This window comes from Oceanithermus desulfurans (genome assembly GCF_014201675.1).
Lineage (GTDB): Bacteria > Deinococcota > Deinococci > Deinococcales > Marinithermaceae > Oceanithermus > Oceanithermus desulfurans.
Genome location: NZ_JACHEZ010000008.1, coordinates 1 through 15,379, shown reverse-complemented (window position 1 = coordinate 15,379; position 15,379 = coordinate 1). Strand labels below are relative to the sequence as shown.

Genomic DNA, 15,379 nt, shown 5'->3' with positions numbered 1-15,379 from the left:
GCGGCTTGTGGTAGGTTGGGGGTTTGATGCGCCTAGGATTGGTCGATACCTGGATGAGCGAGCGCTACCTGCCCTTCTGGCGGGCCTACCTGCGCGAGCTGGGCGCCGAGCTGCTCGAGCCGCGGCTGCCGGTCAGCGAGGCGCTGGCGCGGCTCGAGGAGCCCTGGCCCCGCCCGGCGCGACTGCTGGCGGCGCGGGTGCTGGAGCTGAAGGCCCGTGGCGCCGAGGCGATCTTCGTGCCCGAGGCGGTCGGCGAGAGCCCGCGCGGCACCGGAACCTGCCCCTGGGCGGTGGATCCGGCGAGCATGCTCGAGCGCGTGCTCCCCGGCCTGCCGCCGCTGGTGCGCGTTCCCTCCGAGCTCGCGGAAGGGGTCCTGGGTCTGGCGGCGCGCATCGGTCAGGAGCTGGTGCAGAACCCTCAGGAGGTCCGCCGCGCCCTCGACCGCACCCGGCAGCTGCTCAAGCCCTACAAGCCCCCCGCCATGCCCCGCGGCGCGCGCCTGCTGGGCCTGGCGGCGATGCCCTACCTGCTCGGCGACGAGCGCCTCTACCCCGAGGTACTCGCGGCCGCCGAGGCGGCGGGGTGGACGCCGGTGCGCCCCGACGCGAGCCCCGAGCGATTGCGCGAGGAGGGGGCGCGCACCGGGCTCAACATCGACCTGCCCGCCGACCTGGAGTTTGCGGGCGCGGCGCACTACCTGGGCCGGCTCGGCCGCGTGGCGGGGTTGTTGCTTGTCGTCGACGACCACTGCCCGCCCGAGGAGCGGCTGGCGCGCCGGCTGGCGGCGACCACCCCCAAGCCCGTGGCCGTGCACGTGCTGGGCGAGGATCCCCAGACGGCGCTCGAGCGCATTCAGAAAGCCACCCGCTAGTCGGAAGCGGGGAAGGGGCGTAGAATGGCGGACGTGAAAACTGACCGGTCAGTACTCTCGTTCGTGCGCGGCATCCAGCCGTTCGCGCGCCCTTACCTCTGGAAGTACGCGGTCGGTCTCTCCTTCGGTCTGCTCGTGCAGTTCGGCGTCATCCTGGGGCCCTACTTCATCCGCCGCGCCATTGACGCCATCGGTTCCGGCAACGGCGGCTACGTCTACTGGGCCATGGGCCTGATCGGCCTCTGGGCGGTGATCGCGGTGCTCAGCTGGGCGCAGCGCCGCCTCAGCATCGTGGCCAGCCGCGAGATCGAGTACGAGATCCGCCGGGCGCTCTTCCACAAGCTGGTTCACCTTGACTTCTACTTCCACGCCCGCGAGCGCGTGGGCGACCTGATGAACAAGCTCAACACCGACCTGGGCGCCGTGCGTGACCTGCTGGGGCCCGGCCTCAACATGGGCTGGCGCATCGCCTGGTTCCTGGTGATGGCCGCGGTGGCCATGTTCCTGGTCAACGCCACCCTGGCCGCCTGGATGCTCGTCGCGGTGCCCCCGGTCTTCTTCGTGATGCGCTACCTGCTCTCGCTGATTCACCGCCGCTACCGGGCGGCGCAGGAGGTCTTCGACAAGATCAGCACCTTCGCCCAGGAGAACTTCTCGGGGATCCGCGTGGTCAAGGGCTTCGCGATCGAAGACCGGGAGACCGCGCGGTTCCAGGAGCTGAACCGGCAGTACATCGCCCGCAGCCTGGCGCTCGCGCGGGTGGAGGGGCCGCTGCACGCGATGATGAGCCTCCTCATGGGCGCGGCGGCGGTGCTCGTCCTCTGGCTGGGCGGCGGAATGGTCGTGCGCGAGCAGATGACGCTGGGCGAGTTCGTGCAGTTCAACACCTACCTGCTGCAGCTCTCCTGGCCGCTTTTAGGCCTCGGCTGGGTGATGGGGTTGTGGCAGCGGGGCATGACCAGCTGGGTGCGCCTGAACGAGCTCTTCCAGGCCGAGCCGCGGATCGCCGACGGGCCGCAGACCGACTTCAGCATCCGCAGCTACGCGCCGGAGGTGCGCTTCGAGGACGTCCGCCTCGAGCTGGGCGGGCGCGAGGTGCTTTCGGGCCTCACCCTCACGATTCCCGCGGGCCGCACCCTGGGCATCACCGGGCGCACCGGCAGCGGCAAGACGATGCTCGCGCGCCTGATTCCCCGCATCCTCGAGCCCACCGGCGGCCGCATCCTCGTCGGCGGCCACCCGATCGAACGCGTCCCGCTCGCGGTGCTGCGCGGGCGCATGGCCGGGGTGCAGCAGGAGCCCTTCCTCTTTTCCGAGACCATCGCCGAGAACATCGCCTTCGGCCTGCCCGAGCTGGATATGGAGCGGGTCGTCTGGGCCGCCAAGCTGGCGGGCGTGCACGACGACATCATGGCCTTCCCGGACGGCTACCAGACCCTGCTGGGTGAGCGCGGGGTCACCCTCTCGGGCGGCCAGCGGCAGCGGGTGGCACTGGCGCGGGCGCTGGCCAAGAAGCCCGATATCCTCATCCTCGACGACGCCATGAGCGCGGTCGACACCGAGACCGAGGCGCGCATCCTGAGCGGCCTGCGCGAGGTACTGGGGCGGCAGACCACGGTACTCATCAGCCACCGCGTCTCCACCCTGGCGCACGCCGACTGGATCGTGGTGCTCGACAGCGGCCGCATCATCGAAGAGGGCACCCACGAGCAGCTCCTCGCCGCCGGGGGGCACTACGCCGAGCTCGAGCGGATGCAGCGGCTGGAAGCGGAGGTGGGCTAGTGTACGAAGACGAGGCCTTCCGAAAATCCTTCGATCCGCGCCTGGCCCGCCGCATCCTGCGCTACACCTTTCCTTACTGGAAGGTCGTGCTGGTGGCGCTGGTGGCCCTGATCGTCACCACCCTGACGGCCAACGTCTTTCCGCTCATCCTCAAGTACGCCATCGACCACGCGCTGGTGCCCACCCAGGTCACCGAACTGGCCGAGCGCTACCGGGTGCTGCTGCTGGCGAGCGCCCTCTTCATCGGGGTGCGGGTCGTGGACTTCGCCGCGCGCTACACCCAGACTTACGCGCTGGCCTGGTTGGGGCAGCACGTCCTCTTCGACCTGCGCAGCGACATTTTCCAGAAGATCCAGCGTCTGCACCTGGGCTTCTTCGACCGCACCCCCGTTGGGCGCCTGCTTACCCGCATCACCTCCGACGTCGATGCGATCAACAACTTCATCACCGGCGGGCTGGTGGGTTTTCTGGCCGACTTCTTCATGCTCGTCGGCATCATGGGCTTCATGCTCTACCTCAACTGGAAGATGGCCCTCATCACTTTCGCGGTGATGCCGTTGTTGCTGTGGGTGACGACCCGCATCCGCATCGGCATGCGCGACGCCTACCGCTTGATGCGCCTCAAGCTGGCGCGCGTCAACGCCGCCTTGCAGGAGAACCTCTCGGGGGTCGAGACCACCCAGCTCTTCGCCCAGGAGGACCGCCAGGAACGCCGCTTCGACACGGTGAACCGTGAGCTCCGCGATGCCTGGATCCAGGTCATCTGGTGGTTCTCGATGTTCTACCCGATCGTCAGCTTCCTGGGGGAGGCCACCGTGGCCGCGATCGTCTGGTTCGGGGGCGGGGCGGTGATCCAGGGGGCGATCACCTTCGGGCTGCTCGTCGCCTTCCTCGACTACGTGCGCAACTTCTTCCAGCCCATCCAGGACATGTCCGACAAGTTCAACATCTTCCAGGCGGCCATGGCCTCGGCCGAGCGCATCTTCAACCTGCTCGACACTCCGGAAGAGATCACCGACAAACCCGACGCGCTGCCGGTCGAGCGCTTTCGGGGCGAGATCCGCTTCGAGAACGTCTGGTTCGCCTACAAGAGCCCCGGCGAGGAGGTGGCCGACGACGAGTGGGTGCTGCAGGGCGTCAGCTTCCACATCCGCCCCGGGGAGAAGGTGGCGCTGGTGGGGGCCACCGGCGCCGGCAAGACGAGCACGGTCAGCCTGATCGCGCGGTTCTACGACGTGCAGAAGGGCCGGGTGATGATCGACGGCCACGACGTGCGCGACTACCGCCAGCGCTACCTGCGCCGGGCGATCGGCATCGTGCTGCAGGATCCTTTCCTCTTCTCCGGCACGATCGAGTTCAACCTGCGTTTGGGTGACGAAAGCCTTCCCATGGAGCGGGTCGTCGAGGTCTGCAAGTTCGTGGGCGCGCACGACTTCATCGAGAAGCTGCCCCAGGGGTACCGGACCGTACTCACCGAGCGCGGCGGCGGGCTTTCCACCGGACAGAAGCAGCTCATCGCGCTGGCGCGGGCGGTGCTGCACAACCCCGACATCCTGCTCATCCTCGACGAGGCGACGGCCAGCGTGGACACCGAGACCGAACGCCAGATCCAGCGGGCGATGGCGCGGGTGATGGAGGGGCGCACCTCGATCATCATCGCCCACCGCCTTTCCACCATCCAGGGCGTGGACCGCATCCTCGTCTTCCGCAAGGGGCGGATCGTCGAGGAGGGCAGCCACACCGAGCTGCTGGCCGCGGGCGGTTACTACGCGCGGCTCTACGAGCTGCAGTACGCCGAGGCGGGTTAGCGGCGCTCGGGCGCTTCCTGGGTGCGCGGCTTGATCCGCTCGAGCGTGGGCCGGGTGTGCACGAAGAACATCCCGTAGGTCATCAGCGCCACCGAGGTCCAGGCGGCCCAGCGGGGGGCCTCGGAGAAGAAGATCAGGTAGAGCGCGGTGAGGCCCACGGTGACGCTGGCCAGGATCTTTCCGCGCCGGGGGATGGCCTTGTGCCGCTTCCAGTCGCGGGCGGCGGCGCCGAACCAGCGGTGGTGGTAGACGTAGCGGTACATCCGCTCGGATCCGTTGGCGAAGGCCCAGAGCGCCAGCAGCACCAGCGGGGTGGTCGGGAGCACCGGGAGGACCACCCCCAGGGCGGCCAGCCCCAGGAAGACGAACCCCAGAAGGTTGAAAAGCCAGCGCTTGGCGGAAGGTTCCATCGTGCGGCCCATTCTATACGAGGGGGAGCTAGACGATCCGCACCTCGAGCGCCCGGCCCACCCCCTCGACCTCGACACGGACGCGGTCGCCGCGGGCGAGCGGGCCCACGCCGCTGGGCGTGCCGGTGAGGACGACGTCGCCCGGCTCCAGCGTCATGAAGCGGGAAACGTAGCTGATCACGCGCGCCACCGGAAAGATCATCAACTCGGTGCTCGCCTCCTGGCGCAGCTCGTCGTTGACCCAGGTGCGCACTACCGTGGCGTTCGGGTCCAGCTCGGTCTCCAGGACCGGCCCCAGCGGCAGGAAGCCGTCGGCGCTCTTGGCGCGGATCCACTGCAGGTCGCTCTTCTGCTTGTCGCGCGCGGTCAGGTCGAGGGCGTTGGTGTAGCCCAGCACGTAACCGAGCGCCTCCTCCTCGCCCACGTTCCTGGCGGTCTGGCCGATGACCGCGGCCAGCTCGCCTTCGTAGTGGAGCTCCTCGGTCCAGTCGGGGTAGGTCACCTCCGCCCCCGAGGGCACCAGGGTGTTGGGGGCCTTGAGGAAGAGGCCGGGCTCGGCCGGCAGGTCTTCGCCGAAGGCGTGCCCCATCTCCTTGATGTGGTCCGCGTAGTTGCGGCCCACGCAGACGATCTTGCTGGGCTCGGCGGGCGGCAGCAGCTCGAGCTCGCGTATGGGGTAGACCTCGCCGGCGGGTTCGCCGTCCAGCTTGCGCATGGGGGTCACGTGGTCCTCGCCCATCAGCCAGCCCCACTGCACCCGGCCGTCCTTGCGGAAACGAAGCATCTTCATGGCTTCGATGGTAACAGAAGGGGGCCGCGGGCCGTTCGTGCGTGCGGCATGGGGGGCGCGTTGGGGAGGACCCGCGTGCCTGCCTGTACGGCGCGCAGGGCCTGGCAACAGCACCGACTTGTGGCCTGCGGTGGGCTGGTTATCGACGATCTTGCCCTTTCGCCCAGCATGGACCCCGGATCTCGACGGCAAAATGCCGCCTCGTCCGGGGATGCGTTTTTGGTTTTGTGAACGGAAGGTAGTTCGCTTCCCCGGCCGAGCGGGCGAAGCCCGCGCGAGCCGGGGCCCATGCTGCGTCGTCCATCCACGGTTTCATCACCGTTAATCCCGCTCCCTCCCCGGGGAAGGGTCGGGGAGGGGGTTGTGGTTGCCGCATACTCCGGACGTATGCCACCGACTTCACGGCCTTCCCGCCCCTACCGCCCACCTCCTTTGCTCGTCGTCCCCGACGGGGCGCAGAGCGCCGAGGTGGGGGATCTTTAGGTTGTTGCGAGTTTCGATTGAACCGACGGGCCGTCGTCACCGTCCTCGCGTCAGGCGCTCGGCCCCTCGTTCGCACCCAGCAAGGTTCCGGGCCTGTCCCGGACATGATCCGGGATCTCGTGGGCCAAGCGGCCCCCTCGTCCGGAATGACGGATAACGGCGGTGCGTGGTGCATGGTGCGAGGTACGTAGTAAATAGGAGTTTGAACGAGGAGGGGCAGGGGCGAAGCGGATGAGGGCGGAAGCCCGCGGGCCCTTTCTTCGCTACCCCAAAGCCGCGAAGACCCCGTGCTTTCGCGTCTCTTCATCTCCCGTACTTGCACCCCACCCCCTACACCCCCGTCCCTCTCTCGTCATCCCCGACGAGGCGCGAAGCGCCGAGATCGGGGATCTTAATGGTTTCTTTGTGGCTGCTGGTCGCAAATGAACCGACGCGTCGTCCTCGCCTTAAGCGCTCCGAGCAAGCGACTCTTCCTCAGCGTTAAGGTTCCGGACCTGTCCCGGACTTGATCCGGGACCTGTCCCGGACCTGATCCGGGATCTCATAGGGGCTGCGGCGGGGTCTAGGAGGACTCGAGCTCTTCCACCGCCCGTTCCCAGGCGGCCTCGCGCTCGGCCAGCGCCTGGTTCAGCTCCGCTTCCTCGCGGGCGATGGCGGCGTAGTCTTCGTGGGAAAGCCCCGGCTCCGCGGCGCGCGCGTGCACGGCGGCGAGCCGCTCGTGCAACTCTTCGATCTCGGCCTCCAGCTTCTCGATCAGCCGTTCGGTGTGCCAGCGGCTCTTCTTGCGCCGGGGCCTTTCGGCCGGCCTGGGTTCGGGCGCGGGCGCGGACGCCGCACGCGCCGCGGCGGCGGGCTCGTCGGGCGGGCGGGGCGTGTCGGCAAAGGTTCCGTCCTGCACCCGCCAGGTGCGGGTGGTGAGCTGCTTCAGGAAGGCGAGGTCGTGGCTGACGACGATCAGGGTGCCTTCGTAGCGCGTCAGGGCCTCTTCCAGGGCTTCGATCGTTTCCAGGTCGAGGTGGTTGGTGGGTTCGTCGAGGACCAGCAGGTTGGCTTCGAGTAGGGCGAGGTTGAGGAGGGCCAGCCGTGCGCGTTCGCCGCCCGAGAGGTCGCCCACCCGCTTGAACTGGGCTTCGTAGGGGAAGAGCCAGGCTCCCAGCAGGTTGTGGGCCTCCTTGTCGCCCACGAGCCGGTGCAGGGTCTCGAAGAGGGTGAGGTTCTCGTCGAAGCCGCTCAGCCGCTGGTCGTAGTAGCCGACGCGTACCCCCGGGCCGGTGCGCACGAAGCCGGCCGGGTCGTCGGAGCCGAGCTCGCCCAGCAGCATGCGCAGCAGCGTGCTCTTGCCCGCGCCGTTGGGGCCGACCAGGGCGATGCGCTCGCCGCGGCGCACGGTCAGGTTCTCCACCCGGAAGAGGCGGCGGCCGCCGAGGCGCTTTTCCAGGGCCGCGGCCTCGAGCACCCGTTCCGGCCCTGCCGATGCGGGAAAACGAATGCGGACGCTGCGCCCTGTGCGCTCGGGCCGCGGCGCTTCCTCGGCCAGCAGCTTTTCGTAGCGGGTTTCCAGGGCACGCTTGCGGACCGCCTGTTTCTCGCTCGAGTGCGCCCAGCGGCGCGCCTGCTCCAGGCTGGCCTCGAGTTCGCGGCGGCGGTTCTCCCAGTTCTGCCAGGCGCGCTGCGCCTGCGCTTCGCGCTCCGCCCGCGCCGAGCGAAAGGCGTCGTAGTCGCTGGGGTAGACCGTGAGCCGTCCCCGCTCCAGGTGGGCCACCGCCGCAGCCAGCCGGTTCATGAACCAGCGGTCGTGGCTGACAAAGAGCAGGCCGCCCTTGTACTCGCCCAGAAAGCCCGCCAGCCAGGCGCGCATCGGAGCGTCGAGGTGGTTCGTGGGCTCGTCGAGCAGCAGCCCGTCGGCGGCGGCGAGGAGAGCCCGCCCCAGCTCGAGCCGCCGCGCCTCGCCGCCGGAGAGCCGGGTTGCGGGTTCGTCCTCGCGGCCCGCGAAGCGCAGGCCCCCCAGTACGGCGCGGTAGCGGGCCTCGCGGGTGTAGCCGCCTGCGGCCTCGAAATGGGCGTGCAGCTCCTCCCACTCGCCGTAGGCCGCGGGGTCGTCGAGGCGCGTTTCGAGTTCGGTCAGCCGCGCTTCCATGCGCTCGAGCCGCGCGAAGCCCTGCCGCAGCACCTCGCCGACCGTTTCCCCGCCGAAGCGGGGTTCCTGGCGCGTGCGCGCCAGCACCACGCCCGGGCCGAAGAGCAGCCGGCCGGTGTGGGGCTCGAGCTCGCCGGCGAGCAGCCGCAGCAGCGTCGTCTTCCCGGAACCGTTGCGGCCCACGAGGGCGACGCGGTCGCCGTGGCGCAGCTCGAAGCCGACGCCGAGCAGCAGGTCGCGGCCGCCGAGCGAATAGCTGAGGTTCTCCGCGCGAACCAGACGCATGGCTACCGCCGGCCTTTGAGCAGGCGCAGTCCCCGGACCAGCACCACCACGGTGACCCCGAGCATGGCCCGGAACCCTTCGCGGTCGTCTTGCAGCGCCCAGAGCGCGTAGGCGTAGCCGAAGAGCGCGGCGAAGGGAATCGGGTAGATGCCGAGGACGCCCCCGCGCCTGCGCCACCAGGGGTAGTAGAGGAGCGCCACCACCGCCACCACCGCCAGAGCGACGAGCGTAACCGCAGGGCGGAAAACGAGGAAGAAACCCAGGCTGGGCGCGAGCCCGCCGCCCCCCGAGAAGCCGAAGTAGACCGGCCAGCAGTGTCCCGCGACCACCGCGGTCGCCATCCAGGGGGCCAGGCCCCCTGGAGCCTGGGCCGCCAGCAGGGCCACCAAGGCGCCCTTGGCGGCGTCGAGCAGGGCGGTGAGTACGCCCCAGACGGGTCCAAGCTGACGGAAGACGCCCGAACCGCCGGGAAGGTCGCGGCGGCGCAGGTCGAGGCCGTGGGCGAAGCCAAAGATCAAGCCCCAGCTGATCGAACCGATGAGGTAGCTGAGCAGGATCCAGAGCAGGTCGACGGCGTTCATGATGGGCTTCCCCGGGCGTCCTGGCCCAGGATACACTAAACCTACGGTGGGAAACGGTTCGAAGGCGCCCAAGAACGGAAGGAACGCCCCGACGATCGCCGACGTGGCCGCGCGCGCGGGGGTGGGGATCGGCACCGTGAGCAGGGTGATCAACAACTCGCCGGCGGTGCGGCCCGAGACCCGTGCGAAGGTGCAGGCGGTCATGGAGGAGCTGGGCTACGTGCCCAACCCCCACGCCCGCCGCATCGCCGGCGGCCGCAGCTACACGGTCTCGGTGTTGCTTCCGTTCGTGGGCACCGAGTTCTACCTGCGCCTGCTCGAGGGCATCGAGGCCGAGCTGGGCGAGCAGCGCTACGACCTGGCGCTCTTCCCGCTGCTCTCCAAGCAGCGGCTCGAACGCTTCCTCAGTTCCTCGGCGCTGGCCTACCACACCGACGGCCTGATCGTGGCCAGCTACGACCTCGCCGAGCGCTTTCCCGGCGGCCGCCTGCCCACCGACCGGCCCGTGGTCATGGTCGACGCCCGCAGCGAGGCCTACGACTCGGCCTACCTCGACAACGCCCTGGGCGGACGTCTCGCCGCGGAGCACCTGCTTGCGCTGGGGGGTCCGGTCTTCGCGGTGCAGATCGAGGAGGAACTGGACCGGGCGTTTGCGAGCACCGTCTTTTCCGCCCGCATCGGCGGCTTCCGCGAGGCGCTGGCGCAGGCCGGGGTGCCCCTGCCCGAAGACCACGTCTTCCGGACGCGGCTCTCGGCCGAAGGGGGGCAGATCGCCCTGCAGCGCTTCCTCGAGCTGCAACGGCCGCCCTTCAACGTCTTCGCCGCCGCCGACGTGGTGGCGCTGGGCGTCGTCGAGGCGGCCGAGCGGTCGGGGCTCGAGGTGGGCCGGGAGGTGCGCGTCCTCGGCTTCGACGGCCAGCCCTGGACCGCCACGCGCGGGCTCTCCACCCTGGAGCAGCCCGTGGAGACGATGGGGCGGGCGGCGGCGCGCATGCTCATCGAGCGCCTGCAGGGCACGGAGGGGCCGCCGCGTCACGAGCGCTTCGAGCCCCGCCTGGTGGTGCGCTCCTCCACGCAGACCGGATTTTGACCCCGGTCCCGCTAAACTAGAGCCATGATCCATACCCTGGACCTGCGGTTCGGCCGGCCGCACACCATCGCGGCCTACCTGGTGGAGACCTCCGCCGGACCCGTGCTCGTCGAGACCGGGCCCGAGTCGACCTACCCGCGCCTCAAGGAGGCGCTCGCAGAGCACGGCGTCCTGCCTGCCGACCTGCGCGCGGTCTTCGTGAGCCACATCCACCTCGACCACGCCGGGGCCGCCTGGCGGCTCGTGGAAGAAGGCGCCCCGGTCGTTTACGTCCACCCACGGGGCGCGCCCCACCTGGTCGACCCTTCGCGCCTCTGGGAGAGCGCGAGCCGCATCTACGGGGCGCAGATGGAGGCCCTTTGGGGGCGTCCGGGGCCGGTTCCCCCGGGCCGCGTGCGCGCCGTGGAGGACGGTGAAGAGGTGGCCGTGGGCACCTCCCGCTTTCTCGCCGTGGACACCCCGGGCCACGCGGGCCACCATCACGCCTGGGTTTTGGGCGGCGTGATCTTCTCGGGCGACGTCGGCGGGGTGCGCATCGGTGGGGGGCCGGTGGTGCCGCCGTTTCCACCCCCGGAGATCCACCTGGAGCGCTGGAAGGCCTCGCTCGACCGCTTGCGCGGCCTCGGGGCGACGGAGATCCGCCCCACCCACTTCGGCGCCTACCCGGACGTGGCCGCGCACCTGGACGACCTCGAGGACCGCATGTTCCGCTGGGCCGAGCGGGTGCTCGGCTGGCTGCGCGAGGGCCTGGACGAGGACGCGATGATCCCGCGGTTCGAAGAGCTGGTGGCCGACGAGCTGCGCTCGGCGGGGCTGGACGAAGAGACGCTGGCCGAGTACGAGATCGCCGACCCCGCCTGGATGAGCGTGCCGGGTTTGGTGCGCTACTGGCGCAAGGTTCATCCCGAAAGGGCCGCCGGTGCCTGAGGAGGTCTGGGTCTTCGACGTCGAGGGCACCCTGACCGCGGGGGAGACCTGGCAGGGCGTGGGGCGCTGGCTCGAGCAAAACGGCCGCCGCGCCGCCTACCGGCGCTTCTTCCTCGCCCACCTGCCGGGGGCGCTCCTCGCCAAGGCGGGCCTGATCGACAAGCGGCGCTACCAGAACAAGTGGATGCGTGACCTCGCGGGCCTGTTCGCGGGCGCCTCCGCAGGCGAAGTCGAGGTCATGGCCGGTTGGGTCGCGGAGCACGAACTTTGGCCGCAGCGGCGCGAGGACGTGCTCGCCGAGCTGCGCGCCGGGCTGGAGCGCGGGGTGCGGGTCGTCCTCGCCTCGGGCACCTACCAGCCGGTGCTGGAAGCGTTCGCCCGGCGCCTGGGCCCGGAGGTGGAGGCGCTGGGCACGCCCTTCGTCTGCGTGGACGGGGTTTGTCCGCAGAACCCCGCGGGCGAGGTCAACGTGGCCGCGGTCAAGGCCCGGCGGGTGCGGGAGCACCTGGGCGGGCGCGCGCCCGACCGCGCCTACGGCGACACCGCAAGCGACCTGCCGCTGCTGGAGCTGGCGCGCGAGGCCGTGGCCGTCTACCCCGACCGAGTGCTGGTGCGGCGGGCGCGTGAGCGCGGCTGGCGCGTCCTGGGGGGTGCGGGGTGAGGCGGGCCGGGTGGTTGGGGTCTTCCTGCTGGCCCTGGCGGGCGCGGCGCCCGGTTGGCTGCCGGGGGTGGACGGCGCGGACGGGGCCTGGATCGAGCTGGAGGGCGGCTGCGGCCGCGCCCTGGAGGCGGGGGCGCCGGTAAGCTTCCGCGTGGGCGTCGCCGACGACGCCTTCGTCTACGTCTTCGACGCGCGTGACGCCGCGGACCTGCGACGCCTGGTCCCCGCGGCGGGCTCGGGGTCCGTGCGTCTGGCCGCGGGCGAGGTGCGCCGCTTCCCCGCGGACGGCGGGGTCCGCTACGTCGCTGACGCCCGCGAGGAACGCGGCGTCCTCTACCTGCTGGCCGCGCGCGTGCCCCTGGCGCTGGCGCCGCGGACGACCGCGTCGGAGCTGCGCGCGGTGCTCGAGCACCTGGACCGCGACGCCTGGCGGGCCGCCGCTTGCGGCTACCGCGTGCGCCAGAGCGCCCAGGCCTTCCTGGAGGTTCGCAGCGAGCCAGCGGGGCTTGCGGTCTGGCTCGACGGCGTGCGGCTGGGCCTCACCCCGTTGAGCGCCGAGGTGGCCCCGGGCCGGCGCCGTCTGCGCCTCGAGGGCCCGGGGTTCACGCAGGAGCAGCAGCTCTCGCTGGCGCGGGGCGAGCGGACGAGGCTCGAGCTGCGCCTCCCGGCTCCCGTGGCCGGGGAGCGGGTTCGCTTCGACGTGGCCTCGCGTCCGGAGGGCGCCTGGGTCTACCTCGACGACCGCTACGCCTGCACCGCCCCCTGCCGGCTCGAGCCGGCGCCCGGGCGGCACGCGCTGCGCCTGGAGATGCCTGGCTTCCAGGTCTGGGGGCGTTACCTCACCGTCGCCCCCGGGCCGCAGGCGGCGGGGACGACGGCCCTGCTGGAGCGGGCCGCGGCGACGCTATCGGTGACCGTGAACGTCGAGGCCGAGCTCTTCCTCGACGGGATGCCGCTGGGGCGGATCGCCCGCGGGGCGACGCGCACCTTTGCGGTGACGGAGGGCTGGCACGAGCTGGTCGCGCTGGCTCCCGGTCGCGAGGCGGCCCGGGAACGTCTGCTGATCCTGCCGGACGACCGCGAAGAGATCGAGCTGGAGCTCGATCCCCTGTAGCAGCCGCCTTTTTGTTGACGCCCCCCCGCGCAGCCGCCTATAGTAAAGGGCGGACGCGCGCCGGGATGGCGGAACTGGTAGACGCAGTAGACTCAAAATCTACCGGCCGCGAGGCCGTGCGGGTTCGAGTCCCGCTCCCGGCACCAGAGGTACGAGGAGGACGAAATGGGCATCTTGTACACGCTGTTGATTCTGATTTACCTCGCCATCGCGGCGGGGCTGGTCTGGGTGGTGCTCCTCCAGGAGCCCAAGCAGGGTGGGGGCGACATCCTGGGTGGCGGGGCCACCGACCTGTTCGCCGCCCGGGGCGTGACCGGAGGGCTGTACCGGGTGACGATCTGGCTGGGCGCGGCCTTCCTCGTGCTCTCGGTCATCATCAGCAAGATTCCCCGTTAACCATGGCCGCAGACCACGGCGGGGCCTCGAGCCCCGCTTTTTCGTTTAGTGATCGGGATATTCATGAATTTTATACGCGGTACATTCTTGACAGGGCCCTTGCCTAACGGGTAACGTGCGACTAAGCCCAAATCCGCTGGATAGCCAATCGCCGAAGGCGGACTGGGTCACGAAAGAGGAGGTATCTAAATGAGGAAACCTATTTGGATCTTGGTCGTGCTGGCTCTGGGGGCGTTGGCCCTGGCCCAGCCCAAAGTGTTCAAGGCGCCGAACGCGGACGAGACGCCGGTGTTCGGCGGAGACTTCCGCGACTGGTCGACCTCCGACCCCAAGACCTTCAACCCCTTCGTGGCCAAGGAAACGTCCTCGACCGACGTGATCGGCCTCATGCTCCCTTCGCTGACGGGCTACGACCCCTACACCCTCGAGCCCGAAGGCCTGCTGGCCAAGAGCTGGGAGGTCAAGAACAACGGCCTCACCATCGTCTTCCACCTGCGTGAGGGCGCCAAGTGGTCGGACGGCCAGCCCATCACCGCGGACGACGTGATCTTCAGCGCCAAGGTGCACGCCGACCCCGACGTGGGCTCGAACTCGATCAAGAGCTTCGAGATCGACGGCTCGCCGATCGTCTGGACCAAGATCGACGACTACACCGTTCAGGCGGACTTCCCCAAGCCCTACGCCCCGGCGCTGATCCAGGGCTGGTACATCGTGCCCAAGCACGTCTTCGAAAAGGCCTACCAGGAAGGCAAGGTCACGGAGATGTGGGACGTGGGCACCGACCCCGCCAAGATCGTCTCCGGCGGCCCCTTCATGCTCGACCAGTTCGTCCAGGGTGAGCGCGTCGTCCTCAAGAAGAACCCCAACTTCTGGGGCGTGGACGAGAAGGGCAACCCGCTGCCCTACCTCGACCGCTACATCATCACCACCGTAGGCGACCTCAACGCGGCGCTGGCCAAGTTCCTGGCCGGTGAGCTCGACCTCTTCGCGGCCTCGAACGCCGACCAGGTGGCCCAGATCATCGAGCGCATCGACTCGGGCAAGCTCGACGCCACCATCTTCCCCAACGCCGACGTCACCACCGGCACCAACTTCATCTTCTTCAACTGGAACAGCGACGATCCCTGGAAGGCCCAGCTCTTCCGCAACAAGAAGTTCCGTCAGGCGATCGCCCACCTGATGGACAAGGACTCGATGATCGAGCTCGCCCTCGGCGGCCTGGGTAAGCCCCAGTGGAGCCCGATCTCGATCCCGGTGAAGCAGTTCTTCACCGACGACGTCGCCAAGTTCGAGTACAACCCCGAGAAGGCCGCGCAGCTGCTGGCCGAGATCGGCTTCCGCAACAAGAACGCCCAGGGCGTGCTGGTGGACGCCTCGGGGCGGCCGCTCGAGTTCCGCCTCTCCACCAACCAGGGCAATAACGTGCGTGAGAAGATCGCCCAGCTCTTCACCGAAGACGCCAAGAAGATCGGCGTGAACGTCAAGTACGCCCCGATCGCCTTCAACGAGCTGGTGCGCCAGATCCTCAACACTCGCGACTTCGACGCGATCCTCATCGGTCTGACCGGCGGCATTGAGCCCGCCTTCAGCCGCAACGTTTGGGAGCTCGACGGGCCGCTGCACATGTGGAACTACGGCCCCGACTTCCAGTCGTTCGAGATCCTCATCGACAAGCTGATGAAGCAGGGGGCGACCACCCTGGAGCAGTCGAAGCGCCGCGAGATCTACGTCCGCTTCCAGCAGGTCGTCGCCGAGAACCTGCCCCTCACCTACACCGTGGCCCCGGCGTACAACCCGGCGCGCCTCAACAAGCTGGGCGGCCTCTTCGCGAAGGACCAGATCACCTCGATCGTCGGGCAGTACCCCTACATCGAGACCGTCTTCGTCAAGAAGTAACCCGAACGTGGGGGGGGGGGGCCGGGGGCCCCCGCCCCCCCCGGGGGGGGGGTGTGTGTGGAAAGGAGGGGGGGGGGGGGGGGGGGCGCGACCCGCGCGCCCCCGCCCCGCGGGCGGGGCCCGCCAGAGCGCCCCCCCCCCCCAACC

13 protein-coding genes and 1 tRNA gene are annotated in these 15,379 nt (G+C 69.8%); 10 read left to right on the top strand and 4 right to left on the bottom strand.

Features of this window, described 5'->3' with window-relative positions; translation table 11 throughout:
- The first annotated feature begins 26 nt into the window (after positions 1 to 26).
- From HNQ05_RS09880 to HNQ05_RS09870, 3 genes are read left to right on the top strand one after another with little or no spacing between them, the layout of a single operon-like run.
- Complete coding sequence (locus HNQ05_RS09880) at positions 27 to 872, top strand: acyl-CoA dehydratase activase-related protein (RefSeq protein WP_147146423.1); 846 nt, start codon at positions 27 to 29, stop codon at positions 870 to 872.
- A gap of 24 nt (positions 873 to 896) precedes the next feature.
- Positions 897 to 2,654: an ABC transporter ATP-binding protein gene (locus tag HNQ05_RS09875; RefSeq protein ID WP_147146424.1), complete on the top strand. Its 1,758-nt coding sequence runs from the start codon at positions 897 to 899 to the stop codon at positions 2,652 to 2,654.
- Complete coding sequence (locus HNQ05_RS09870) at positions 2,654 to 4,462, top strand: ABC transporter ATP-binding protein (protein ID WP_147146426.1); 1,809 nt, start codon at positions 2,654 to 2,656, stop codon at positions 4,460 to 4,462. Before HNQ05_RS09875 ends, HNQ05_RS09870 begins: the two co-directional genes overlap by 1 nt.
- On the opposite strand, the gene HNQ05_RS09865 is transcribed toward HNQ05_RS09870, so the two are convergent.
- The 4 genes from HNQ05_RS09865 to HNQ05_RS09850 form a co-directional block, all read right to left on the bottom strand.
- The gene (locus HNQ05_RS09865; RefSeq protein WP_183677789.1) at positions 4,459 to 4,872 is read right to left on the bottom strand and encodes a YbaN family protein; all 414 of its coding nucleotides are present in this window, start codon (positions 4,870 to 4,872) and stop codon (positions 4,459 to 4,461) included. The genes HNQ05_RS09870 and HNQ05_RS09865 overlap by 4 nt on opposite strands.
- A gap of 28 nt (positions 4,873 to 4,900) precedes the next feature.
- Entirely contained in the window at positions 4,901 to 5,662 is a 762-nt protein-coding gene (locus HNQ05_RS09860; RefSeq protein ID WP_147146430.1) for a fumarylacetoacetate hydrolase family protein, read from the bottom strand.
- A gap of 1,045 nt (positions 5,663 to 6,707) precedes the next feature.
- Positions 6,708 to 8,567, bottom strand: coding sequence for a ribosomal protection-like ABC-F family protein (gene abc-f / locus HNQ05_RS09855; protein WP_147146432.1), 1,860 nt, complete (start codon positions 8,565 to 8,567; stop codon positions 6,708 to 6,710).
- Between the two features lie 2 nt (positions 8,568 to 8,569).
- Positions 8,570 to 9,148 carry a glycerol-3-phosphate acyltransferase gene (locus HNQ05_RS09850; RefSeq protein ID WP_147146434.1) on the bottom strand — a complete coding sequence of 193 codons (579 nt, stop codon included), beginning with the start codon at positions 9,146 to 9,148 and terminating at the stop codon, positions 8,570 to 8,572.
- Between the two features lie 46 nt (positions 9,149 to 9,194).
- Here HNQ05_RS09850 and HNQ05_RS09845 point away from each other — a divergent pair, with 46 nt between their 5' ends.
- The 7 genes from HNQ05_RS09845 to HNQ05_RS09815 all read left to right on the top strand — a co-directional run bounded on the left by HNQ05_RS09845 (position 9,195) and on the right by HNQ05_RS09815 (position 15,232).
- A complete protein-coding gene (locus tag HNQ05_RS09845; protein ID WP_147146436.1) occupies positions 9,195 to 10,238 on the top strand; it encodes a LacI family DNA-binding transcriptional regulator in 1,044 nt (347 codons plus the stop codon).
- 24 nt (positions 10,239 to 10,262) lie between these two features.
- On the top strand, positions 10,263 to 11,165 hold the full coding sequence (locus HNQ05_RS09840; protein ID WP_147146438.1) for an MBL fold metallo-hydrolase: 903 nt from the start codon (positions 10,263 to 10,265) through the stop codon (positions 11,163 to 11,165).
- On the top strand, positions 11,158 to 11,826 hold the full coding sequence (locus tag HNQ05_RS09835) for an HAD family hydrolase (protein WP_147146440.1): 669 nt from the start codon (positions 11,158 to 11,160) through the stop codon (positions 11,824 to 11,826). Before HNQ05_RS09840 ends, HNQ05_RS09835 begins: the two co-directional genes overlap by 8 nt.
- Entirely contained in the window at positions 11,789 to 12,940 is a 1,152-nt protein-coding gene (locus HNQ05_RS12365; protein ID WP_147146442.1) for a PEGA domain-containing protein, read from the top strand. The genes HNQ05_RS09835 and HNQ05_RS12365 overlap by 38 nt, the downstream gene beginning before the upstream one ends.
- Positions 12,941 to 12,999: 59 nt before the next feature.
- Positions 13,000 to 13,086: transfer RNA gene (locus HNQ05_RS09825), tRNA-Leu, on the top strand.
- 19 nt (positions 13,087 to 13,105) lie between these two features.
- Positions 13,106 to 13,336 (top strand): preprotein translocase subunit SecG, encoded by a 231-nt coding sequence (gene secG, locus HNQ05_RS09820; protein ID WP_147146444.1) that lies wholly within the window; start codon positions 13,106 to 13,108, stop codon positions 13,334 to 13,336.
- A 189-nt stretch (positions 13,337 to 13,525) separates the two neighbouring features.
- Positions 13,526 to 15,232 (top strand): ABC transporter substrate-binding protein, encoded by a 1,707-nt coding sequence (locus HNQ05_RS09815; RefSeq protein ID WP_147146446.1) that lies wholly within the window; start codon positions 13,526 to 13,528, stop codon positions 15,230 to 15,232.
- Positions 15,233 to 15,379 lie beyond the last annotated feature (147 nt).